This is a genomic window from Polaromonas eurypsychrophila (assembly GCF_014641715.1).
In the GTDB taxonomy this organism is placed as follows: Bacteria; Pseudomonadota; Gammaproteobacteria; order Burkholderiales; family Burkholderiaceae_C; genus Polaromonas; species Polaromonas eurypsychrophila.
On the sequence record NZ_BMIG01000004.1, the window covers coordinates 70,900 to 92,469 of the forward strand.

General features: G+C 61.9%; 26 protein-coding genes and 1 pseudogene. 17 read left to right on the forward strand and 10 right to left on the reverse strand.

Annotation, left to right across the window (positions count from 1 at the left end; genetic code table 11):
- The first annotated feature begins 42 nt into the window (after nt 1–42).
- From nudB to IEX16_RS06990, 12 genes and pseudogenes are all read left to right on the forward strand, one after another.
- Complete coding sequence (gene nudB / locus IEX16_RS06935; protein ID WP_188707631.1) at nt 43–489, forward strand: dihydroneopterin triphosphate diphosphatase; 447 nt, start codon at nt 43–45, stop codon at nt 487–489.
- Between the two features lie 51 nt (nt 490–540).
- Nucleotides 541–1,785 (forward strand): cardiolipin synthase ClsB, encoded by a 1,245-nt coding sequence (clsB, locus tag IEX16_RS06940; RefSeq protein ID WP_188707632.1) that lies wholly within the window; start codon nt 541–543, stop codon nt 1,783–1,785.
- Between the two features lie 27 nt (nt 1,786–1,812).
- Nucleotides 1,813–2,967 carry a ligase-associated DNA damage response exonuclease gene (locus IEX16_RS06945; protein ID WP_188707633.1) on the forward strand — a complete coding sequence of 385 codons (1,155 nt, stop codon included), beginning with the start codon at nt 1,813–1,815 and terminating at the stop codon, nt 2,965–2,967.
- Nucleotides 2,964–4,685, forward strand: coding sequence for an ATP-dependent DNA ligase (locus IEX16_RS06950; protein WP_188707634.1), 1,722 nt, complete (start codon nt 2,964–2,966; stop codon nt 4,683–4,685). Before IEX16_RS06945 ends, IEX16_RS06950 begins: the two co-directional genes overlap by 4 nt.
- A 90-nt stretch (nt 4,686–4,775) precedes the next feature.
- Nucleotides 4,776–5,510 carry a GTP cyclohydrolase I gene (folE, locus tag IEX16_RS06955; protein WP_188707635.1) on the forward strand — a complete coding sequence of 245 codons (735 nt, stop codon included), beginning with the start codon at nt 4,776–4,778 and terminating at the stop codon, nt 5,508–5,510.
- A gap of 12 nt (nt 5,511–5,522) precedes the next feature.
- Nucleotides 5,523–5,948 (forward strand): BLUF domain-containing protein, encoded by a 426-nt coding sequence (locus tag IEX16_RS06960; RefSeq protein WP_188707636.1) that lies wholly within the window; start codon nt 5,523–5,525, stop codon nt 5,946–5,948.
- A 232-nt stretch (nt 5,949–6,180) separates the two neighbouring features.
- Nucleotides 6,181–7,056, forward strand: a pseudogene (locus IEX16_RS06965) (DMT family transporter).
- 14 nt (nt 7,057–7,070) lie between these two features.
- The gene (locus IEX16_RS06970) at nt 7,071–7,892 is read left to right on the forward strand and encodes a DUF429 domain-containing protein (RefSeq protein WP_188707637.1); all 822 of its coding nucleotides are present in this window, start codon (nt 7,071–7,073) and stop codon (nt 7,890–7,892) included.
- A gap of 91 nt (nt 7,893–7,983) precedes the next feature.
- Entirely contained in the window at nt 7,984–8,352 is a 369-nt protein-coding gene (locus IEX16_RS06975) for a DUF2784 domain-containing protein (protein ID WP_188707638.1), read from the forward strand.
- Nucleotides 8,349–8,864 carry a thermonuclease family protein gene (locus tag IEX16_RS06980; protein ID WP_229676233.1) on the forward strand — a complete coding sequence of 172 codons (516 nt, stop codon included), beginning with the start codon at nt 8,349–8,351 and terminating at the stop codon, nt 8,862–8,864. Before IEX16_RS06975 ends, IEX16_RS06980 begins: the two co-directional genes overlap by 4 nt.
- A gap of 111 nt (nt 8,865–8,975) precedes the next feature.
- Nucleotides 8,976–9,173, forward strand: a complete 198-nt coding sequence (locus IEX16_RS06985) for a CsbD family protein (RefSeq protein ID WP_188707639.1) — start codon at nt 8,976–8,978, stop codon at nt 9,171–9,173.
- A gap of 36 nt (nt 9,174–9,209) precedes the next feature.
- Nucleotides 9,210–9,674, forward strand: coding sequence for a BON domain-containing protein (locus IEX16_RS06990; RefSeq protein WP_188707640.1), 465 nt, complete (start codon nt 9,210–9,212; stop codon nt 9,672–9,674).
- A 179-nt stretch (nt 9,675–9,853) separates the two neighbouring features.
- Here the strand turns inward: IEX16_RS06990 and IEX16_RS06995 are convergent, their stop codons facing one another.
- The 6 genes from IEX16_RS06995 to IEX16_RS07020 all read right to left on the reverse strand — a co-directional run bounded on the left by IEX16_RS06995 (nt 9,854) and on the right by IEX16_RS07020 (nt 13,423).
- Nucleotides 9,854–10,168, reverse strand: coding sequence for a BON domain-containing protein (locus IEX16_RS06995; protein ID WP_188707641.1), 315 nt, complete (start codon nt 10,166–10,168; stop codon nt 9,854–9,856).
- Nucleotides 10,169–10,262: 94 nt separating this feature from the next.
- Complete coding sequence (locus tag IEX16_RS07000; protein ID WP_188707642.1) at nt 10,263–10,712, reverse strand: hypothetical protein; 450 nt, start codon at nt 10,710–10,712, stop codon at nt 10,263–10,265.
- Between the two features lie 10 nt (nt 10,713–10,722).
- A complete protein-coding gene (locus IEX16_RS07005) occupies nt 10,723–11,088 on the reverse strand; it encodes a phage holin family protein (RefSeq protein ID WP_188707643.1) in 366 nt (121 codons plus the stop codon).
- A 43-nt stretch (nt 11,089–11,131) separates the two neighbouring features.
- The gene (locus tag IEX16_RS07010) at nt 11,132–11,533 is read right to left on the reverse strand and encodes a hypothetical protein (RefSeq protein WP_188707644.1); all 402 of its coding nucleotides are present in this window, start codon (nt 11,531–11,533) and stop codon (nt 11,132–11,134) included.
- A 135-nt stretch (nt 11,534–11,668) separates the two neighbouring features.
- Nucleotides 11,669–11,833 (reverse strand): DUF1328 domain-containing protein, encoded by a 165-nt coding sequence (locus IEX16_RS07015; RefSeq protein WP_188707645.1) that lies wholly within the window; start codon nt 11,831–11,833, stop codon nt 11,669–11,671.
- 240 nt (nt 11,834–12,073) lie between these two features.
- On the reverse strand, nt 12,074–13,423 hold the full coding sequence (locus tag IEX16_RS07020) for a sensor histidine kinase (RefSeq protein ID WP_188707646.1): 1,350 nt from the start codon (nt 13,421–13,423) through the stop codon (nt 12,074–12,076).
- A 134-nt stretch (nt 13,424–13,557) separates the two neighbouring features.
- Here IEX16_RS07020 and IEX16_RS07025 point away from each other — a divergent pair, with 134 nt between their 5' ends.
- Nucleotides 13,558–14,190: a response regulator gene (locus IEX16_RS07025; protein ID WP_077593954.1), complete on the forward strand. Its 633-nt coding sequence runs from the start codon at nt 13,558–13,560 to the stop codon at nt 14,188–14,190.
- Here IEX16_RS07025 and IEX16_RS07030 read toward each other — a convergent pair whose 3' ends face one another.
- On the reverse strand, nt 14,191–14,577 hold the full coding sequence (locus tag IEX16_RS07030) for a response regulator transcription factor (RefSeq protein WP_188707647.1): 387 nt from the start codon (nt 14,575–14,577) through the stop codon (nt 14,191–14,193).
- A 282-nt stretch (nt 14,578–14,859) separates the two neighbouring features.
- On the opposite strand from IEX16_RS07030, the gene IEX16_RS07035 reads away from it, so the two are divergent.
- Nucleotides 14,860–16,902, forward strand: a complete 2,043-nt coding sequence (locus IEX16_RS07035) for an AsmA family protein (protein WP_188707648.1) — start codon at nt 14,860–14,862, stop codon at nt 16,900–16,902.
- Between the two features lie 12 nt (nt 16,903–16,914).
- On the opposite strand, the gene IEX16_RS07040 is transcribed toward IEX16_RS07035, so the two are convergent.
- The 3 genes from IEX16_RS07040 to gpmA form a co-directional block, all read right to left on the reverse strand.
- Nucleotides 16,915–17,670 carry a HesA/MoeB/ThiF family protein gene (locus IEX16_RS07040; RefSeq protein ID WP_188707649.1) on the reverse strand — a complete coding sequence of 252 codons (756 nt, stop codon included), beginning with the start codon at nt 17,668–17,670 and terminating at the stop codon, nt 16,915–16,917.
- A gap of 71 nt (nt 17,671–17,741) precedes the next feature.
- On the reverse strand, nt 17,742–19,178 hold the full coding sequence (locus IEX16_RS07045) for a S41 family peptidase (RefSeq protein WP_188707650.1): 1,437 nt from the start codon (nt 19,176–19,178) through the stop codon (nt 17,742–17,744).
- 167 nt (nt 19,179–19,345) lie between these two features.
- Nucleotides 19,346–20,089, reverse strand: a complete 744-nt coding sequence (gene gpmA / locus IEX16_RS07050; RefSeq protein WP_188707651.1) for a 2,3-diphosphoglycerate-dependent phosphoglycerate mutase — start codon at nt 20,087–20,089, stop codon at nt 19,346–19,348.
- 147 nt (nt 20,090–20,236) lie between these two features.
- Between gpmA and IEX16_RS07055 the strand changes: the two genes are divergently transcribed.
- The 3 genes from IEX16_RS07055 (at nt 20,237) to secB (ending at nt 21,551) form a co-directional block, all read left to right on the forward strand.
- Nucleotides 20,237–20,647: a rhodanese-like domain-containing protein gene (locus IEX16_RS07055; RefSeq protein ID WP_188707652.1), complete on the forward strand. Its 411-nt coding sequence runs from the start codon at nt 20,237–20,239 to the stop codon at nt 20,645–20,647.
- Between the two features lie 44 nt (nt 20,648–20,691).
- On the forward strand, nt 20,692–20,949 hold the full coding sequence (gene grxC / locus IEX16_RS07060) for a glutaredoxin 3 (RefSeq protein WP_188707653.1): 258 nt from the start codon (nt 20,692–20,694) through the stop codon (nt 20,947–20,949).
- Between the two features lie 134 nt (nt 20,950–21,083).
- The gene (gene secB / locus IEX16_RS07065) at nt 21,084–21,551 is read left to right on the forward strand and encodes a protein-export chaperone SecB (protein WP_188707654.1); all 468 of its coding nucleotides are present in this window, start codon (nt 21,084–21,086) and stop codon (nt 21,549–21,551) included.
- The last annotated feature ends 19 nt before the right edge of the window (nt 21,552–21,570 follow it).

Genomic DNA, 21,570 nt, shown 5'->3' on the forward strand with positions numbered 1-21,570 from the left:
CGGCGTGTATGGCGCTGGCGGCCTGCAACAAAGGACCGCGACGTGAAGCCATTCAAGATCCCGGAGTCCGTTCTTGTGGTGATCTACACGCAGGAGCAAGAGGTGCTGCTGCTTGAGCGCGCCGACTATCCAGGCTTCTGGCAAAGCGTGACCGGCTCGCGGGACACGCCGGACGAGGCGCTGGTGCAAACCGCAGTGAGGGAGGTTTTCGAGGAAACCGGCATGACCGCTTGTGCGGCGGATTTTCGCGACTGGGGTGTCTCCAATAGCTACGAGATCTATCCGGCCTGGCGCGCACGATATGCGCCCGGCGTCACGCGCAATACCGAACATGTCTTCAGCCTGTGTGTGCCCCATGCAAGCGCCGTCACCCTGAGCCCGCGCGAACACACGGCCTGCCAGTGGCTGCCCTGGCTGGAAGCGGCTGACCAGTGTTTCTCGCCCTCCAACGCAGAGGCTATTCTGATGCTTCCGCAATTCATGGACTAGGGCTTGGTCACACTTGTATAAATAGTGTGAACAGGCCCTGAACCGCCGCGTATGAACAACCTGCACAGATCTGAAACTTTGCAACTGCTCCAGAGCGGGCAGCAGTACTTCCCCGCCCTGATCCGCGCGATTGATGGCGCGGCGGCCTGGGTGCAAATGGAAACCTATATTTTTGACCTGCACCTGGCCGGCGGGCAGGTGGCCGAGGCGCTGGTACGTGCCGCGCTGCGCGGGGTGCGCGTCGAGGTGCTGGTCGATGGCATCGGCTCGGACCCTTTGCCGCCCGCCTGGCAGCAGAAGATGAAAGACGCCGGCGTGGGATGGCTGGTCTATTCGCCGCTGGCCTCCGGCCTGGGCGGGCTCGGCCTGCTGGTGCCCGACCGCTGGCGCCGCCTGCACCGCAAGCTGTGCGTGGTGGACCAACGCACGGTTTTTTGCGGGGGCATCAATGTGCTGGACGACTTCTACGACCCCAACCACGGCGAGTTGACATCCCCGCGTTTTGACTTTGCGGTGGCCGTGACCGGGCCGCTGGCGGCCGAGGCGGCCGAAGCCATGGCCTTGCTGTGGTGGCGTGTGCAGGCTGGCTACAGTGCCCGGCAGAACCACCTGGCTGCTGCGTGGGAAAAATTCAAGGCAGCCGGGTATGGCCGGCGCACCGATGCCGCGGGTCTCTCTGTCAAAACCTCGCCAGCAGAGCCGGGCGCTGCACCGCTGCCCGGCGCCAAGGCGGTCCTGGTGCTGCGTGACAACCTTCGCAACCGCAGCAGCATCGAGAAAGTGTACCGTCAGGCCATAGGCAAGGCGCATCATGAAATATTGATAGCCAATGCCTATTTCGTGCCGGGCGGCAAGCTCAGGCGCGCGCTGGTCAAGGCGGCCAGGCGCGGCGTCAGGGTAACCCTGCTGCTCCAGGGTCGGTATGAGTATTTCATGCAGTACCACGCCGCGCGACCCGTCTATGGCGCCTTGCTGGAGGCGGGGGTTGAAATCCACGAATACGAGGCCAGCTTTCTGCATGCCAAGGTCGCGGTGATTGACGGGCATTGGGCCACGGTCGGTTCGTCCAACCTCGACCCGCTGAGCCTGCTGCTGGCGCATGAGGCCAACGTGGTGATTGAGGACAAGGTATTTGCCGGTGAGCTGCGGGATAGCCTGTGCGCCGCGATAGCGGGACACGGACGCCTGCTCGATCCTGTCGCCTACAGCCAGCGGCCCTGGGGTCAGCGTATTCTGGATCATGTCGCCCATGCGCTGATGCGCCTGGCCATTTTTATCACCGGCCAGCGCTACTGATCTTTCTTCTTCCGCTCAGCTCATCCCATGCAGGACCTGATTGTCCAACGGCCCGAAGGCCTGTATTGCCCGCCCGGTGATTTCTACATCGACCCCTGGCGGCCAGTGGAACGCGCCGTCATCACCCATGCGCATGCCGACCATGCGCGCATGGGCCACAACCACTATCTCGCCGCCACACCCGCCGAGGGCGTGCTGCGTTCGCGCCTGGGGCAAAACATCACGTTGCAAAGTCTGGACTACGGCCAGCAGATCGTCCACAACGGCGTCGCGCTGTCGCTGCATCCGGCCGGCCATGTGCTGGGCTCGGCCCAGGTGCGCCTCGACTATCGCGGGGCAGGGGGCGGCCAGACCTGGGTCGCCAGCGGCGACTACAAGGTCGCGCCCGATGCGACCTGCACACCCTTCGAGCCGGTGCGCTGCGATGTATTCATCACCGAGTCCACCTTCGGCTTGCCGATTTATCGCTGGCGGCCCGATGCAGAGCTGTTTGCCGAGATCAACAACTGGTGGGCGGCCAATGCCGCGTTGGGCCGTGCCAGTGTGCTCATGTGTTACAGCTTCGGCAAGGCCCAGCGCATCCTGAGCGGGGTAGATGCCTCGATTGCGCCCATCATCGTCCACGGTGCGGTGCAGACCCTCAACACCGCTTACCGCGCGGCCGGGGTCGAGTTGCCAGCCACGCTGACGGTCGATGAGGTCAGCGATCCGGCCGACTTCAAACGCGCGCTGGTGTTGTGCCCGCCGAGTGCGGCCGGCGTGCGCCGCGCCGGGCCGCCCCAAGCAAGCACAGCCCCCTCGGGGGGCAGCGACGCACACGCAGTGGCGAGCGTGGGGGCCTATTCAAGCCCCTGGGCCAAACGTTTCGGTGATTTCAGCGATGCCTTTGCCAGCGGCTGGATGCAACTGCGCGGCGCGCGCCGGCGCGGCGGTTATGACAAGGGTTTTGTGCTTAGCGACCACGCCGACTGGCCGGGCCTGATGGGCGCGATAGGCGCGACCGGTGCGAACCGCGTCATCGTGACCCATGGCAGCGTGCCGGTGCTGGTGCGTTATCTAACGGAGCAGGGGTTGCAGGCCGAAGCTTTCCACACCGAGTACGGCGACGACCCGGTGGAAGAACAGGTCCCGCCCCAGCCACCCGACGCGGCGGTGGTCCCTGCGAAGCAGAGCGAGGCATGAAACATTTTGCACGGCTGTTTGCCGAGCTCGACAGCACCACATCGACCAAGGCCAAGGTCGAGGCGCTGCAGCGCTATTTCTCGCGCACACCGCCGCAGGACGCGGCCTGGGCCGTTTATTTCCTGGCTGGCGGCAAGCCGCGCCAGGTGGTCAAGACCGCGACGCTGCGCCAACTCGCCTGCGAAGCGGCCGGCATCGCCGACTGGCTGTTTGAGGAGTGTTACCAGGCGGTCGGCGACCTGGCCGAAACCATTGCCTACATCCTGCCGCTGCAGGCCACAGAGTCGGACCTGGGCCTGGCTGACTGGGTGGAAAACCGGCTGCTTCCGCTGCGCGGCCTGCCCGAAAGCGATGTGGCCCAGCGTGTGCGGGGCTACTGGCAGGAACTCGACGCCCAGGGCCGCTTCCTGCTGGTCAAGCTGGTTGGCGGGGGTTTTCGCGTCGGCGTCAGCAAGCTGCTGGTGCAGCGCGCGCTGGCGGCACATTCTGGCGTTGATGCCAAACGCATCGCGCAGCGCATGATGGGTTACATGGACGCGAAGGTCATGCCGTCCGCGGTGAAATATGAAGCGCTGCTGGGGGACACGGCGGGGGCTGGCGCTGATGTGATGGATGCGGGCCAGCCGTATCCGTTTTTTCTGGCGCACCAGCTCGACACGCCGCTCGAAGGCCTGGACGCCCGTCTGGGTCCGGTCGGTGACTGGCAGGTCGAGTGGAAATACGACGGCATCCGCGGCCAGATCGTCAAACGCGCCGGCCAGGTCTGGCTCTGGTCGCGCGGCGAGGAACTGGTCACCGAGCGTTTCCCCGAGATCGTGGCACTGGCGCAGCCCTTGCCCGATGGCACGGTGCTCGACGGTGAGATTCTGGTCTGGGCGGCGGACGCCGAGACGGCTGAAACTTCAAGCGGACGGCCGGCGAGCTTCGCGCTGCTGCAGCAACGCATAGGCCGCAAGACACTGGGCAAAAAAATCCTGGCCGATGCGCCCGTGACCTTCATGGCCTATGACCTGCTCGAACGGACTGGCGAGGACCTGCGGGCTCAGCCGCAGCGCGTCCGGCGGGAACAACTGGCGCAAGTGCTGGCCGGCACACTGATCAAAATCTCGCCGGTCGAGCAACTGGCGTCGTGGGACGCCTTTGCGGCCCTGCGCAGCGAATCGCGCCAGCGCGGCGTCGAAGGTTTCATGCTCAAGCGGCTGGACGCAGCCTACGGTACCGGCCGCACCAAGGCCGACGGTCTGTGGTGGAAATGGAAAATTGAGCCCATGACTGCCGACTGTGTGCTGATCTACGCGCAGGCCGGCCACGGGCGCCGTGCCTCGCTTTACACCGACTACACCTTTGCAGTGTGGAACCGGCTGCCGCGGGATGCCGAAGAAGCTGCGGCTGTGGTCCAGGCGATAGCGAAACGGCAGCCGGCCCAGCCGGAAGGTCTGCAACTGGTGGCCTTTGCCAAAGCCTATTCCGGCCTCACCGACGAGGAGTTCAAGCGCATCGACAGCGTGATCCGCAAGACCACACTGGAAAAATTTGGCCCGGTGCGCAGTGTCCGCCCGACCCTGGTGTTTGAACTCGGTTTCGAGGGCATCAATCGCAGCCCGCGCCACAAAAGCGGCATCGCCGTGCGTTTCCCGCGCATGCTGCGCATCCGGGACGACAAGCCGATACACGAGGCCAACACCCTCGATGACCTGAAAGCGCTCCTGAATTTATAGCTGCTTGTGGCCGACCAGCATGGGCTAGAGGTCTAAAACCCTTGCAAAAAACAGGCATGACCTGTGCTGGGCGGGCTGGTAACATCGGTCATGCTTATGAAATCCGACATGCCTGCAGGTCAAGCGGCCCCTGACGAAGAGGGAACACCGGTCTCCGTCAAGATCCGCGAGCGCCTGACCGCTGCCAAAAAGCGCTTCAACGCCAACGACAACATTGCCGCCTTCATCGAACCGGGTGAACTTGAAAAGCTGCTAGATGAGGTCGAAAGCAAGATGCAGGGCGTGCTCGACAGCCTGGTGATCGACACCGTGGGCGATCACAACACCCAGAACACCGCGCGCCGGGTTGCGAAGATGTACCTCAACGAGGTGTTCAAAGGCCGTTATGTGCCCGGCCCGAGCATCACCGAGTTCCCGAACGCCGAACACCTCAACGAGCTGATCATTGTCGGGCCCATCACCGTGCGCAGCGCCTGCTCGCACCACTTCTGCCCGGTGATCGGCCAGCTCTGGATAGGCGTGATGCCCAACGAGCACACCAACGTGATCGGCCTTTCCAAGTACGCGCGTCTGGCCGAGTGGATCATGGGCCGGCCGCAAATCCAGGAAGAAGCGGTGGTGCAACTGGCCGACCTGATCCAGCAAAAAACCCGGCCCGACGGCCTGGCCATCGTCATGGAAGCCAGTCATTTCTGCATGGGCTGGCGCGGCGTGAAGGACATGGACAGCAAAATGATCAATTCCGTGATGCGTGGCGTCTTCCTCAAGGACCCCAATTTGCGCCGCGAGTTTTTGTCTCTTATTCCCAAGAAGAGCAGTAGTTAAGGATCCTTACATATGTTGGTACGCCTTCTTTACGCCAGCCGTTCCGCCGATTCCGGCTCCAGCGAAATCACCGAGTCCATCCTGGCCCAGTCGCGCAGCCACAACCCGGCCATGGGCATCACCGGCATCCTGTGTTATGGCGGCGGCATCTTCCTGCAGGCGCTGGAGGGCGGGCGCGACCAGGTCAGCGACCTCTACAGCCACATCCAGAAAGACCCGCGCCACACCGACGTGGTGCTGCTGCACTACGAGGAAATCAGCGAGCGCCGTTTCGGCGGCTGGACCATGGGCCAGGTCAATGTGGCCAAGGTCAACACCTCCATCCTGCTGAAGTACTCCGAAAAACCCGAGCTCGATCCGTATTCGGTGTCGGGCAAGGTCTCACTGGCGCTGCTGGAAGATCTGATGGCCACCGCGGCCATCTGCGGCAGGGCGTGAAGATATGGCCCCCACGCTCCACCGCTGCGCGGGTCGCTGCACCTTGCAGGCCGCCGCTCGCCGGAGGCTTCGCTTCTGGCGTCTGTCCAAACCTGCGCAGGCAGGTTTGGAGCCGCAGCCGCCAGCCCCGAGGGGGCCGCTGCGCCTTGCGGCCGGCGGAGCCGGACCGCGGCCCCGGCTGGTAAAGAGAGACGACCTTCCCGCGAGGCCTCTTCGTTCGTCGGCTTGACCGGTGCCGCTTTCCGCCCTGGGCGCTGGTTGTCCTTGCCGGCCTGATCCACGCCAGCTGGAATATCGCTGCCAAGAAGGCCGGCGGCGACGCGCGTTTCGCTTTTTTCACCAGCGTGGTGCTGATGGGGGTTTGGGCGCCGGTCGGGCTGTGGGCCGCCTGGGGCGTGTTGCCTGGCTGGGGCTGGCGCGAGTGGACGGTGATCGCCCTCAGCGGTGTGTTGCATGTGCTGTATTACGTGGTGCTGCTGCGCGGCTACCGCAAGGCCGACCTGACGGTGGTCTACCCGCTGGCCCGCGGCTCCGGGCCGCTGCTGTCGTCGATGGTGGCCATCATGCTGCTGGGCGAACAGATCTCGGCGCTCGGGCTGGCCGGCATCGCCGGTGTGGTGGGCGGTGTGTTTCTGATCGCCGGCGGGCCTGGCCTGCTGCGTGCCGCGCACGACCCGGCGCAGCGCCGCCGCGTCCACAAGGGCATGGTCTATGGCCTGCTGACCGGTGCCTTCATCGCCAGCTACACCGTGGTCGATGGTTATGCGGTCAAGTTCATGCTGATGTCGCCCATCCTGCTGGACTACCTCGGCAATTTTGTGCGGCTGGTGTTGCTGGCGCCCGCGGTGTTGCGGGATCGGCCGGCGGCGTGGCTGCTGTGGGGCCAGCAGTGGAAGTACGCCCTGCTGGTCGGAGCCATCAGCCCGGTTTCCTATGTGCTGGTGCTGTACGCGATGCAGGTGGCACCGCTGTCGCATGTGGCGCCGGCGCGCGAAGTCTCCATGCTGTTTGCCGCGCTGATTGGCGGGCACTTGCTGGGCGAGGTGACCGTCTGCAGCGAGCCTTGGGCGCCGCGTTGATCGCCCTGGGCGTGATGGCGCTGGGCTGACCGACAATCCATCCATGAATCTGCTGATCGGATGCGATTTTTCCAGCGCGCCCACGCGCCGCAAACCCATCGTGCTGGCGCTGGGTTCCAGTGCGGGCGGGCGCGTGCAACTGGCCCGGCTGGTTCATCTGAACTCGCTCGACGATTTTGAAGCCTCGTTGCGGCAACCCGCTGGCTGGCTGGGCGCGTTTGATTTTCCGTTCGGGCTGCCGCGCGAGCTGGTCGAGCAGCTCGGCTGGCCGCTCGCCTGGCCCGCGCTGATGACGCATTACGCCGGCCTGAGCCGCGCCGACATCCGCCAGACCTTTGCGGCCTTTTGCAACGCACGACCGGCCGGCGGCAAGTTCGCGCACCGCGCCACCGACCGGCTGGCCGGCTCCAGCCCGTCAATGAAGTGGGTCAATCCGCCGGTCGCCTACATGCTGCATGCGGGTGTGCCGCGGCTGCTGGCGGCCGGTGTGCATCTGCCCGGTCTGCATGACGGTGACCGAAACCGGGTCGCGCTGGAAGCCTACCCGGGTCTGCTGGCGCGCGAGGTGCTTGGCCACCGCTCCTACAAAAGCGATGACCGTCTGAAGCAGACACCGGAGCGGCTGATTGCCCGCAAGGACCTGGTTACCGCGCTGGAGATGGGTCAGACACGCCTTGGCCTGCGCTTGAAGCTGACCCACGCCCAGCGCGACACGCTGGTTGACGACGGCAGTGGCGACGGGCTCGATGCCGTGCTCTGCCTGATGCAGGCCGCCTGGGCGCAGACGCAGCACGCGCAGGGCGCGCCGTGTTACGGCTTGCCGGCGCCAATCGATCCGCTCGAGGGCTGGATCGTCACCGCCTGAGCGCCAGCCAGTTTCCTCTGCATCAATATATGAAAAAATCGGCCTCTGGCCCATACCCAGCATGTACAAGCAGCTATAAAATGAATAGCAAATGACATCCTCCTGGCTGGCTGACCTGGTGTTGCTGGTTCACCTCCTGTTCATTGTGTTTGCGGTGGGCGGCGGGGTGCTGGCCTTGCACTGGCGCTGGATGCCCTGGCTGCATCTGCCGGCGCTGGCCTGGGGCGCGACGGTGGAGTTCACCGGCTGGATCTGCCCACTGACGCCGCTGGAAAACGCCTTGCGCCGGGCCGCCGGTGCGGCCACCTACAGCGAGACCTTCATCGGACGTTATCTGATGCCCGTGATCTACCCCGGCGAGCTGACGCGCGAGTTGCAGTGGGCGTTGGGCGTGTTGCTGCTGGTGATCAATGGCGTGATTTACGCCGTGGTCTGGCGTCGACGGACGCGTCCGAAGTGACCGGGCTTCGAGTCTGCGCCGCATTGCTGGCGCTGTGGGGTGGCGCGAACGCCCAGGCGTCCGGCGAGTGGACCGGTACGGCCACGCGTATCGCTGATGGCGATACCCTGTGGGTGCGGCCCGCTTTTGGTGGGCGGCCGGTCAAGATACGGGTTCATGGCATCGACGCGCCCGAGATCTGCCAGGCCGGTGGCCAGGCGTCACGCTTAGCGCTGGCGCAGCGCGTGGCGGGACGGCGGCTTGAGGTCAGCCCCCACCGCAAGGACGACTACGGCCGCACCCTCGCGCTCATTCATCTGGAGGGTGAAGATATTGCCAGCTGGATGGTCGACCAGGGCCACGCCTGGTCATACCGTTTTGGCCGGGATGGCGGCCCGTACACGGCGCAGCAAGCTCGCGCTCAAGCCGCTGCGCGGGGTTTGTTTGCTGACCCCCTGGCCGTGGAGCCGCGCCTGTTTCGCAAGCGTCATGGTTCCTGCGATCCGACAGGCTCCTGGCGCCCTGAAAAGTGAGGGGCCGCGTCCTACATGGAATTGCGTCGCTGCTGACGAGATGCGCCCGGCCTCAAACCTACAGTCAATCAACTCCTGCCATACCGGCGGGTTTCACTCAAAGGAAGCACCATGAACAAGCACCAGGTTGAAGGCCGGGTTGACGAAGCCAAAGGCAAGGTCAAGGAAGTGGCCGGGCGTGTTGTCGGCAACGAAGACCTGGAAGCCAAAGGTCTGGCCGATCAGGTCAAGGGCAAAGCCCAGTCGGGCTACGGCGATGCCAAGGAAGGCGCCAAGGATGCAGCCAGGAAAGCCATCAACAAACTTTAAGCCGTGTATCAGGGCTTTTTCTGAAGGAGATACACCATGATTACCCACTCCAGTTCGTCTGGCGCAGTGCGCCGCCCACTCTTGGCCGTTGTTTGCTCGGTGGCTGTTCTTTTGGCAATGGCCGCTTGCGGGAAAACCGACGACGGGAAAACGGTTGGCCAGTCGATTGACTCGGGCATTGCGAAAATTGGGGAGGCATCCAAGGATGCAGGCAAGGCCATGAAAGACGCGACCAAAGACGCGCAGGCTTCAGGCAGCCAGGCCAGCACTACCATGGGAGAGAAAATTGACGATGCCATCATCACGACCTCGGTCAATGCCAGCTTTGCCAAGGATGCAGATCTGAGCGCGATCAAGATCAATGTGGATACCAAGGACGGTGTCGTCACGCTCAACGGCCCGGCTCCGACGGCTGTTGCCAAGGACAAGGCGACTGTCCTTGCCAAGCAAGTCAAGGGCGTCGCTTCGGTGAACAACCAGCTGGTGATCAAGGCCAGCTGACCCTTCGTCTGAGCTGCCAGCCAAGCGCCTTGAGGGGCGCTTTTTTCTTGTCGTCTTCGACCACTGTGCTTGTCGGGGGGGAAGGTCGTGACCTCACGGTTCACGCGCCACGAAAAAAGCCCGGCGAATGACGGCCGGGCTTATGTCGATCTGGCGCGAACGCCAGATCTGTCGCTAACTTAAGGACGAACGACGATGTCGTTGCGCACGGCACGGACGTTTTTGGTGTCGCGGGCAATGGTTTCAGCCTGGGCCTTTTCAGTGGCCGACTTGGCGAAGCCGGACAGTTGGACTGTGCCGTTCAGGGTCTCGACATTGAGTGCCGTGGCGGAAACGGTTTTGTCCGATGCGAATTTGGCTTTGACAGAGGTGGTGATGGCCGCGTCGTCCACATAGGCGCCGGCTGTCTGCTGACCACGCCCCACGGCGCAACCGGTGCTGATGATGGTGATGCCGGCGAGGGCGGCGAAAGCAATGGCGCGAGCGTATTTCATGGTTTTTTCCTTGAGGTTTATTGATCTGTTTGGTGCGGTGAGTTGAAAAGCTGGCCGACTGACGGCACCACGCCAGTCGGTTTGCGTAAGAGGTTTATCGAGGGCGGCGTTGGCGGCGCTCGGGTTCATGCGAGCCGAGAATCAAGGACTGCACCACGCCCGTCAGTTGTGTCGACTTGAGCAACGCAATGGCCACACCGGTCAATGAAATCAAGCGCCAGGGCCGCAGTACCACCAAGGCGATGCCGGTTCCGGCAGCGATCCCCAGCAGCTTCAGCGGCTGCTCTTTGGCATAGGTTTGCATCATGGGTTTTGCCACATCCAGCGCCAGTTGCGCAGGATGAGACCGCCACCAGGATTGGCCGACCTGCTTGATCAGTTCCCAGGAGCCAGACGAAGCGTCAACGCCGGTTTCACTGATATCAGATTCGTCATTAGCTTCCGACGGGTGACCCATCTGGGGGTCGTCGCGATGCATGTCTTGCATGATGGCCTGGCGGCTTGCTGCCAAGCGTTGCTGAGCGGTGATTGCGGTACTTGTCATGCGGGTCTTCTCATGTGGCTGAACGCAAGGCCTGCGCGTCGCGATCGACCTGGGCCCTGACTTCGGCAAAATGGCTGGATATCGATGGCTTGCGGGCTCTGAGTAAGGCCACGATCATCAAGACCAGAACCGTCAACGGGACCGCGACCAAGGCCCAGTGAAACGGGGAGGTCACCATCGCAAGCATCAAGGCTACGCCAGATAGTATCAAAAACACAACCGCGCAGACAGCAACCATCACCCAGGCAATGACCCGTCCAAAAAAATCAGCGCCCGCTTCAGAGGCTTCATCACGAATCAACTCTGCATATCCCGCCAAATGGTCCACCAAAAGATGGGGCTGGCGGATCAGGGTGGAGAAAAACGGGTGCAGCATGGCGGATGGTTACGACGCGGTTTTGTTAAGGGCAGGTGGCAGATCAACGTGAGTCGCGATGGCGGGCGGAGGCAACCAGCAAGGCTACCGCAGCTCCAACGGCTGCGGCAATCAGCACGGCCTTGACCGGCTCATTGGCCACATAACGGGTCGTGACATTGGCATAGCGGTGCAGGGAGCGCTGCGCCCGGTCGCTGGCTTCAGCGGCCATGTCCAGGCTTTGGCGTGCAAGTTTTTGGGCCTGAGTGGCCAGCTTGTCGATCACGGGGTCAATGCTCCCGCGCAACTGGCGAACCTTGCTTTCGGCCTTGTCCAGCGTCTCGTTGGCGAGGCTGCGGCTGCTCTCCACGGCATGCTCAGCGCTGCTGATTATCTGGTCGGACAAATGGTGCGCACCGGTCAACGCTTCCTGGGAGGACGGGGTGTTGGCGCTTGGGTTTTTCATGTTGAGTTCCTTGAAGTTAAAAAAGGCCCGATAAACAGGTCCGGATGGGGCAAATGAGAAGGGGGCGGCGAGGGCGCTGCGGTCAACCAGCAGTGATGCCATGGACCGTCGCTCATGTCGGGTAAATGAAAAGAGTCAGTTTCTTTTCATCAGGCCAACCACGAAGCTGATTACCGCGAATATTGCGAAGATGAAAAACAAAATTTTGGCAATTTCGACCGCACCAGCGGCGATACCGCCGAAGCCAAACACGGCTGCAATCAAAGCGATCACCAGAAAGACAACGGAATAGTGCAGCATGTCGATCTCCTTGCAGGGCGGTGCCCATCGGTTGCGGCGCTCGCAATTGAAACACCTGTAGCAAGGTTAACGGGGTCGCACAAAAGCGTTCATCGGTGAGGGCCGGTTGGCCCTGTCGGGAAGCGCGATGACGCTGTGTAGGACGGCGCCGCCCCCGCTTTTGAGCAGCAAAGCCGTCCTGCAGCGACTCGTCCTCAGTCAACAGCGGGCAGCTTCGCGGCGCCTGGCCGCTGAAAATGTTCAGGAGGCCTGCGTTATTTTGGGCAACACGGCAAAAATGCGCGTACCCTGGCCGGGGCTGGACGCCACGGTCAGTCGGCCACCCGCAGCTTCCACCCGGTGCCGCATGCCGGCCAGGCCATGGCTGGCGCTGCCGACCTTCATGCTGTCAAAACCCTTGCCATCGTCCTTGACCTCGACGGTGAGGTAGCTGTCGAAGCTGTGCAGGCTGATCTCTGCGTGTTTGGCCTCGGCATATTTACCCATGTTGGTCAGCGACTCCTGCACCAGACGATAGATCGTGAGCTGCGCCGACCCGCCGATCTCCACCATTTCCAGGTCGGTGGTGATGTCCAGCCCGGACCGGTCTTCGAACTCGCGCGCCAGGATTTCCAGTGAGGCGACCAGGCCCAGGTGGGAAAGTGACGAGGGCCGCAAATCTTCAACAATGCGGCGTTTGAGCGCGATGCCACTGTTAAGCGTCTCAATCAAATGCTGAATGCGCTCGGTGGCTTCCGGCGTGTTGACACCCAGCCTGGATTTGATGCGGGCCACATCAAGTTTGGCCGCCGTCAGCAAAGCCCCCAGTTCGTCGTGCAGCTCCCGCGCCAAGTGGCCGCGTTCGTCTTCGCGCACCTGCTGCAGGTGGGTGGCCAGTTCCGCCAGCGTGGCGGTGCGCTCCCGCACCTCTTTGTCGAGCTGATCACGCTCGCGCTGCAGGGACTCTTGCTCGCGCCTGCCGGAGTTCAGCAGCGCCTGGGTCTGGCGCAGATACATGTAAAACGCCAGCAAGCCGGCCAGCGCCATCAGTGCAATGCCCAGGCGCGATAACTGCAGTGAGCGGGTAATCTGGGTTTGCGCTGCCTGCATTTTTAAATTGCTCGACTGATCCAGTTTGTTGATCTGGCTGCGGATGGCGTTCATCTGTTCCATGCCGACATCGGTGGTCAGCACAAACTTCCAGGCTTCCTCGTTGCCCTGCTTGCGCATGCGCACGCTCAGGTCCATCTCGGCGAGCTTGCGCGACACGTTGTGCGACAACATGCCAAATTCGGCCAACTCTGCAGGGTAAGGTGCGTAGAGTCGGCGCAAAGTATCCGATGTCTGATGAATGTCGGTGGATGCCGCGTCGTAAGGCTCGAGGTATTTTGGATCACCCGTCAGCAAATAACCCCGTTGCCCGGTTTCAGCGTCAAGCATCTGTTGCAACAGCTTGTTGACGGAGCCCCGCGTTTCCTGGGCCTCCTCAATGCTGGTAGCCGCTTGGGTAGACAGGCGAAAACCGGCTTCGTTGATGGAGATCAAAATGGCGGCCGCAAGCACTGCCAAAGGCAGGCTGATCGCCATTTTGGGTATTGCAAACCATCTCATCGTGATCTCCGGTCCGTATTTCAATCGATAATTCGTGAATAATCGCTCTAGAGGCAAAAAAGCCGTCGTAATTGCGCGACGCTGTGTTGAAGCATTGTGCCGCGTGGAAACGCCGGCCTAAAAAAGGAAAAGAAATGATCAAAATCGGAATTGTTGATGACCATGCCATCGTGCGTTCGGGGCTGAAACAGTTCTTTTCCGACCAGGTCGATTTGCGGGTGGTTGGCGAAGCGGCCAGCGGCCGTGAAGCGATTGACCTGGTGCGCAACGTCGAACTCGACATCCTGGTGATGGACCTGTCCATGCCCGGTCAAAGCGGCATTGACGCGCTGGCCATGATCCGCGCCAAGGCGCCCGATGTGGGCATCCTGATCCTCAGTGGCTACCCGGAAGAGCATTACGCGGTGAACCTGATTCGTCAGGGTGCCAGCGGCTACCTGAACAAGGAGTGCGACCCGATGGAGATCGTCAACGCGATTCGCGTGATCTCGCTGGGCAAGCGCTACATCACGCCGGCCGTGGCAGAGTTGCTCGCGCAACAGCTCAATCGCAAAAATGACGCTACGCCCCATGAGCAACTTTCTGAGCGCGAATTCCAGGTGTTCCTGAAACTGGCCAAGGGTGAAACTGCGGGTGACATCGCCAAGGCGCTGTCGCTGAGCGTGAAGACGGTCAGCACCTACCGGACCCGCGTGATGGAAAAAATGAGTCTTGCTTCCAACAGCGACTTGACTTACTACGCGCTGAAAAATAAGCTGATTGACTGATCACGGGCCAGCAGCGGCCGGCAGTTGCGCCAGGCAGTAGTCAACCAGCGCGTCAATCTCGTTGGATTTGTCGAACACGGCATCCACACCGAGCTGCGCGCAGCGCTTGCGGATGTCCGTTGTCGCGTAATTGCTTAAAACTATCACCTTTTTTCGCGGCTCGCGATTGCGGCAGGCCTCCAGTACGCCCAGACCACTGCCCTGCTTCAGGAAAAGGTCAACAATCGCCAGGTCCCATGAGTGGTCCTGTTTCCTGAGCCAGTCCTTGGCCTCGTTTTCGGTTTCCGCCATGCCTACGGCATCAATGCCGACAAGTTCTTCAAGCGTGGCGATGAGGTTGTCGCGGATCGTGGCGTTGTCTTCGACGATATAAGTTTTAAGTCCCACGGATCTTCAATCGGTCTGTTGGTAGATATGTTAACTAATGTATCTATGCCTGCCACGAGATTTTGACAGGGCGGCGGCACCCCGACTGTAGGATGGTGCCTACAGTCTCGACTGTAGGCAATCACTGACAGCGGTTCATGGCTGTAGCCGATGGTTGAGGGGCTGCTCGCGGCCGATACTCTGCCCACTAATGACTGTCCCTTGGCAGACCCATTGCAGGCGAACCGGATGGTCCGGTGCCGGTTGTAAGCAACCTTACCCCAAGAATCGTATGTACCTCTTATGAGCAACCCTCACCATGCCGCGCCCCGGCTTCACCATGCTTTGTGGGCCAGAATCGCGGTAGTGGGTGCGGTGTTGCTGTTTGCGCTGGTTCTCCTGGCGGTTTTTTTTCCGTGGGACTGGCTACGAGGGCCCTTGAACCGTTACGTCAGCGAACAAAGCGGGCGAAAGTTTGAAATCACCCGCAAGCTCGATGTCAAGCTGGGCCTAACAACGCGGGTTTTTGCCGATGGTATCGAGTTTGCCAATCCCGACTGGGCGCGCGACCCGTATCTTGTCAAAGCCGAATCTGCGGAGTTCGAGATCAAATTGTGGCCGCTGTTGCGGGGGCAGGTCGCGTTACCGCTGATCAGCCTGCAACAGCCGGTGTTTGGGCTGCAAATCCAGCCGGACGGGCGGCGCACCTGGGCTTTGGGCAGGGATACGGCCGATGCCGGCACGGTGCCTGTGATAGACGCCCTGGTGGTGGACCGGGGAACGCTCAACTACTTGGCTGAGGCCCAGGGCGCCGACATCAAGACCGAATTTGCGATTGCGGGGGCCAACCCCGGCACAAATGCTGCTTCCGGACAGGGCGATATGCCGCTGAACTACAAGGCGCGGGGTACCTGGAAGAAAGAAGCATTTGCGGCCGAAGGACGCACCGGCAGCGTGCTGCAGCTCAGCGACACTCAATCCCAGCCTTTTCCGATCGAGGTCAAGGCCAGCGCCGGACGCACTACGCTGCAGGCCAAGGGCAGCATCGGCAACCTCGCCGCACTGGACAATCTGGACGCCAGCTTCGACCTGAAGGGCCAGACGCTGGCGGACCTGTACAAAATTCTGGGCGTGGTGCTGCCCGACACCCGCGTCTATGCGGTGCGTGGACACCTCAGCAAGCAGGGGCGTGTGTGGAATGTGTCAGGCATCCAGGGCCGCCTGGGTCAGTCCGACCTGGCGGGCCAACTGGTGTATGACAAATCCGCCCCGGTGGCCTTGCTGTCGGGCAAGCTAGCCTCCAAATCGCTCGACTTTGAAGATCTGGGCCCGCTCGTGGGCGTGCCAACCGACGCCTCGGGCAAAACCACCAAAACCGTCGCCACGAGCGCAAGCTCTTCGGCGCCCAAACAGGTTCAGGTGGCGGGCAAGGTGTTGCCTACGGCCGAGCTGGATTTTGAACGCCTGAAAACCATGAATGCCGACGTCTGGTTCAAAGCGGCCGAAGTCAAGAATGCCAAGGGCCTGCCGCTTGAGCGCATCGATAGCCATATCAAGCTCAACGACGGTGTGCTGCAGCTGGATCCGCTGGACTTGGGCGTCGCGGGCGGCAAGCTGACTGGCTTGATTCGCATCGACGCGAATGCCAGGCCAGTGAAAATGCAAGCGCGACTGGACGCGCGCACGCTTCAACTGGCCCGGCTTTTCCCCCGTATCGAGGCCACCAAGGGCAGTCTGGGCAGGCTGAATGGACGCATCGATCTGGCAGGCAGCGGCAATTCGATTTCCAAGGTGCTGGGATCGTCGTCCGGAACCATGGCATTGCTGATGGGCAAGGGCGAAATTAGCGCCGTGCTCATGGAGTTCATGGGCCTGGACGGTGGCGAGATCATCCAGTTCTTCATGGCCGGAGACAAAAACATCACCCTTCGATGCGCTGCAGCGGCTTTTGATGTGAAGCAGGGCCTGATGAGCAGCCGCGCGATTTTGCTGGACACGGCAGACACCGTGATCAACGGCAATGGCCAGATCAGCCTGGTCGATGAAACCCTGAACCTGGTGCTTTACCCCGAGCCCAAGGACAAAAGCATTCTGAGCCTCCGCTCCCCGCTCAGGGTCACGGGCACGTTTGCGCGCCCCTCTGCAACGCCCGACAAGGCCGCGCTGGTAAAGCGCGGCGGTTTTGCGCTGCTGCTGGGTGCACTCAATCCGCTGCTGGCTCTCGCGGCCACGGTGGAAACCGGGCCCGGCAAGGATGCTGATTGCGAAGGTGTGCTGGCGACCGCCAGCCCGGTCAAGCCGCCGGAAAAACCGGCGGCTGCCACGCCCACGCCCGGCAAAAAATAGCTTGAGTGCAGGTCATTGCGGCCGCTGGCTGCAGACCGGGCAGGCCGGATCGCGCACGGTGCGCACCTCCTGCCAGTCCATGCTGAGGCCGTCCAGCATCAGCAAACGGCCGGTCAGTGGCTGACCTATGCGACACAGCAACTTGAGCGCCTCGGCGGCCTGAAGCGTGCCGACGATGCCCACCAGGGGCGCAAACACGCCCATGGTCGCGCAGTTGGCTTCTTCCACCGTATCGGAGGGGGGGAACACACAGGCATAACAGGCAGATGCGGCCTGCCGCGGGTCGTACACCGTGATCTGCCCGTCAAAGCGTATCGCGGCGCCGGAAACCAGGGGTTTGCCGTGCTTCACGCAGGCGCTGTTGATCGCCTGGCGGGTCGCAAAGTTGTCGCTGCAGTCCAGCACCACATCGACCTGGGGCACCAGGTGGTCCAGTAGGGTCGCGTCGGCGCGCTGGGTGATGGGCGAGACCTGCGCGTCGGGATTGATCGCGGCGACCGCCTGCTGCACGGAATGCGCCTTGAACTCGCCGACCCTGGCCAGTGTGTGCGCTACCTGCCGCTGCAGGTTAGTGGCATCGACACGGTCGTCGTCCACCATGGTGATGTGGCCTACTCCGGCGCTGCCCAAATAAAGCGCCACCGGTGAACCCAGGCCACCGGCGCCTATGACCAGCGCGTGCGACGCCAGCAGTTGGTCTTGACCCTCCACCCCGATTTCGTCGAGCAGGATATGGCGGGAATAGCGCAGCAGCTGGGTGTCGTTCATGGAGGCAGGCGGCAGGCACGGACCTGCCGGAGCGGCAGGGCGCCGCTGGCGGCCCTGCCAGGTTCGCTCTGTCAGTTTTCCTTTTTCTCTTCCTTGCGCTCGACGATGGTTTTGCTGACCAGCACCGGGCGGCCCTTGAGCTGGTTCAGCGCCTGCGTGAGCTGGAAGTCCTTGTCGCTGCCGAACTCGGGTGGGCGGCGCTGCTCAGGGCTCTTTCTGGATTCTTCTTCCAGTCGCTTGAGCGCTTCCTCGCGGGCTTTTTCACGGCCCGGATCCTTCACTTCGGCGCCCTGGCCGCTGGCAAGATGTTTTTCGAGGTCGGCTTCGCGCGTGCGCAAGGCTGCAAACGGGCTGCCTTCAGCGGTGTCATCAATCATCACATCCGGAACGATGCCTTTGGCCTGGATCGACTTGCCGCTGGGCGTGAAATAACGCGCCGTGGTGAGTTTCAGGCCGGTGTCGGGACCGAGCGGACGCACTGTCTGCACCGAACCCTTGCCGAAGGTCTGGTTGCCCATGATGGTGGCGCGTTTGTAATCCTGCAGCGCGCCGGCCACGATTTCGCTGGCCGATGCCGAGCCTTCATTGACCAGTACCACCAGCGGCACGGTTTTGATGGCCGCAGGCAGGCGTTTCAGCGGATCGGCAGCATTGCGGCGCTGGTAAAACTCGGGTGAAGCTTTGTAGGTGAACTTGCTTTCGGGCAACTGGCCGTTGGTGGACACCACCGTGACGTTTTCCGGCAGGAAAGCGGCCGACACAGCCACAGCGGCGTCCAGCAGGCCCCCCGGATCATTGCGCAGATCCAGCACCAGCCCTTTCAGGTTGGGGTCCTGCTTGTAGATCTGCTCAAGTTTGGTGACGAAGTCTTCGACCGTGCGTTCCTGGAACTGGCTCAGGCGAATCCAGGCGTAACCTGGCTCAAGCACCTTGCTGCGTACCGACTGGGTGCGAATTTCCTCGCGCGTGATCGTCACCGGGAAGGTGCGATTTTCGTCCTTGCGGAAGATCATCAGCATGACTTTGGTTTTCGGCTCGCCGCGCATTTTTTTGACGGCCTCATTTAGGCTGAGGCCTTTCACCGCAGTGTCGTCGATTTTGGTGATCAGGTCGTTGGGCTTGAGGCCGGCGCGGTCGGCGGGCGAACCTTCAATCGGCGACACCACCTTGACCAGGCCATCTTCCTGCGAAATCTCGATGCCGACGCCTACAAATCGGCCGCTGGTGCCTTCGCGGAATTCCTTGAAGGATTTTTTGTCGAAATAGACCGAATGCGGGTCCAGGCTGGCGACCATGCCGGAGATGGCGTCGGAGATCAGCTTTTTCTCATCCACCGGCTCGACATAATCTGTCTTGACCATGCCAAACACGGCGGCCAGTTGTTGCAATTCTTCCAGGGGGAGGGGGCTCAGTCCGCCGCGTGCGACGGCCTGCAACTGCACAGTGGTCAGTGCCCCGGCCACAGCGCCAATAGAGATCCAGCCTGCTATCTTGAGTTTCTGACCCATAAATGCCTTCGTTAGCCTAGATTAAAGGCAGTTGCCACAGAATGTAAACCAATATACACCTTGGAGAAGGGTCCCGGCCGGCAGTTCCCGTGCTGTGGCTCCGTGGGATGGGCAATGTGTCAAATACTGCATGGCTTTACACCTGCTTCACATTGCGCGGGCGGTGATCAGGACTTGCCCTGGGCCGCAACCGCTGCTGCCGCTTTGGCGATGGCTGCGCTGTCGCCCAGGTAATAGTGGCGCAGCGGCTTCAGATCGGCGTCGAGCTCATACACCAGCGGAATGCCGTTGGGAATGTTCAGCCCGACGATCTCCTGGTCGGAGATGTTGTCGAGGTACTTGACCAGCGCGCGGATGGAGTTGCCGTGGGCCGCCACCACAATGCGCTTGCCGGCGCGGATGGCGGGCGCCATGGCCTCGTTCCAGAACGGCAGCACGCGGTCCACCGTGTCTTTCAGACACTCGGTCAGCGGCGCTTCGCCCGGCTTCAATCTGGCGTAACGCGGGTCCTTGCCCTCCCAGCGCTCATCGCTGGCTGCCAGCGCCGGCGGTGGCGTGTCGTAACTGCGGCGCCAGACCAGCACCTGCGCGTCGCCGTATTTTTTGGCGGTCTCCAGCTTGTTCAGGCCCTGCAACGCGCCGTAATGCCGCTCGTTGAGGCGCCAGCTGTGCACCACTGGCAGCCAGGTGCGGTCCATCTCGTCTAGCGTGTGCCATAACGTGCGGGTCGCGCGTTTGAGCACGCTGGTGTAGGCCACGTCGAAGTCGTAACCTTCGCTTTTGAGCAGCTTGCCCGCGGCGATGGCTTGCGTGACGCCAGTGGGCGTGAGGTCCACATCGGCCCAGCCGGTGAAGCGGTTTTCAAGGTTCCAGGTGGATTCGCCGTGGCGGATGAGCACAAGTTTATACATGAGTGATGCAATTGAAAAAGTGTGTTGGACAGGTGAAAGCTGAGGCCGAAACCATGGAAAACCAGAGCCGCCGCGGAGCGCGTGCAGCCGTATTCACCCCTGCATTCTAAAATCACTGATTAACTGCAAAACCCTGAAGGACTCAAAGTGAAATTTCTCATCGATAACTGGATGCTAATCAGCATTGCGCTGGCATCCGGCGGCATGCTGGTGTGGCCCCTGATTTCCAGCGGCATGGCAGCCGGCTCGCTCAGCGCCAGCGGGGCGGTGCAACTGATCAACCGCGACAAGGCGGTGGTCGTTGATGTCAGTGAAGTCGAGGAGTTTGCCGCAGGCCACGTGGTCGGTGCCAAAAACATTCCGCTGAGCCAGTTGGAGGAAAAACTTCCCACCGCCGTGAAAAACAAGGAGTTGCCGCTGATCCTGGTGTGCCCCAGTGGCGCACGCGCGAACCGGGCGCTGGCCACGGCCAAAAAACTCGGCTACCAGCAGGCTCAATGCCTGGCCGGCGGGCTGAAATCCTGGAAAGAGGCTAACCTGCCTCTTGAAAAGGCCTGATTCGTGGGCTGCGCCGCTTGAACCTGACCGGAAAAGATTGATTGATGCAAACCGTCACCATATACCTGACCGCCAGTTGTCCATATTGCAATCATGCCAAACAACTGCTCAAGCAGCGCGGTGTGGCGGTCATTGAGGAAATCCGCGTGGACATGCAGCCGGCTGAGCGCCAGAAAATGATGGAAATCACCGGCCGCCGCACCGTGCCGCAGATTTTCATCGGCGACACCCATGTCGGCGGCTGCGACGACCTGGTGGCACTGGATGGCCGGGGTGGCCTGCTGCCGCTGCTCAATAGCTAGGGCCTGTTCACACTATTGATGCAAGTGCGAACGGGCCCTAGGCCTTGCCTCCCGGAGACACCTGAGATAATGTCCCGTGCCTGCTGCCCGCCCAGCAGGCGTTATTTTTTCAAAAGCAATCCGAAAGATTCACCATGGCCGAAGCCAACCTTGATCCCGTGTTCCAGATCCAGCGCGTTTACCTGAAGGACATCTCGCTGGAGCAGCCCAATTCGCCGGAAATTCTGCTGAACCAGGAGCAACCCGCAGTGGACATCCAGCTCGGCGTGGACGCCCTGCCGATCACCGACGGCCTGTACGAGGTCAGCGTGACCGCCACCGTGCACACCAAGATCGAGGACAAAACCGTGTTTTTGGTCGAGGCCAAGCAGGCCGGTATTTTTGAAATCCGCAACATGCCACCCGAGCAGCTCAACGCTGTGCTGGGCATCGCCTGCCCGCAAATTGTTTACCCCTACCTGCGCGGCAATGTGGCCGACGTGATCCAGCGCGGTGGTTTTCCGCCCGTCACTCTGGCTGAAATCAACTTCCAGGCGATGTTTGAGCAGCAACAGGCTGCCGCCGCTTCGGCCGCGCAGGAAGCACCGCAAATCATCGTCTGATTTCAGCCGCTGCCGTTTC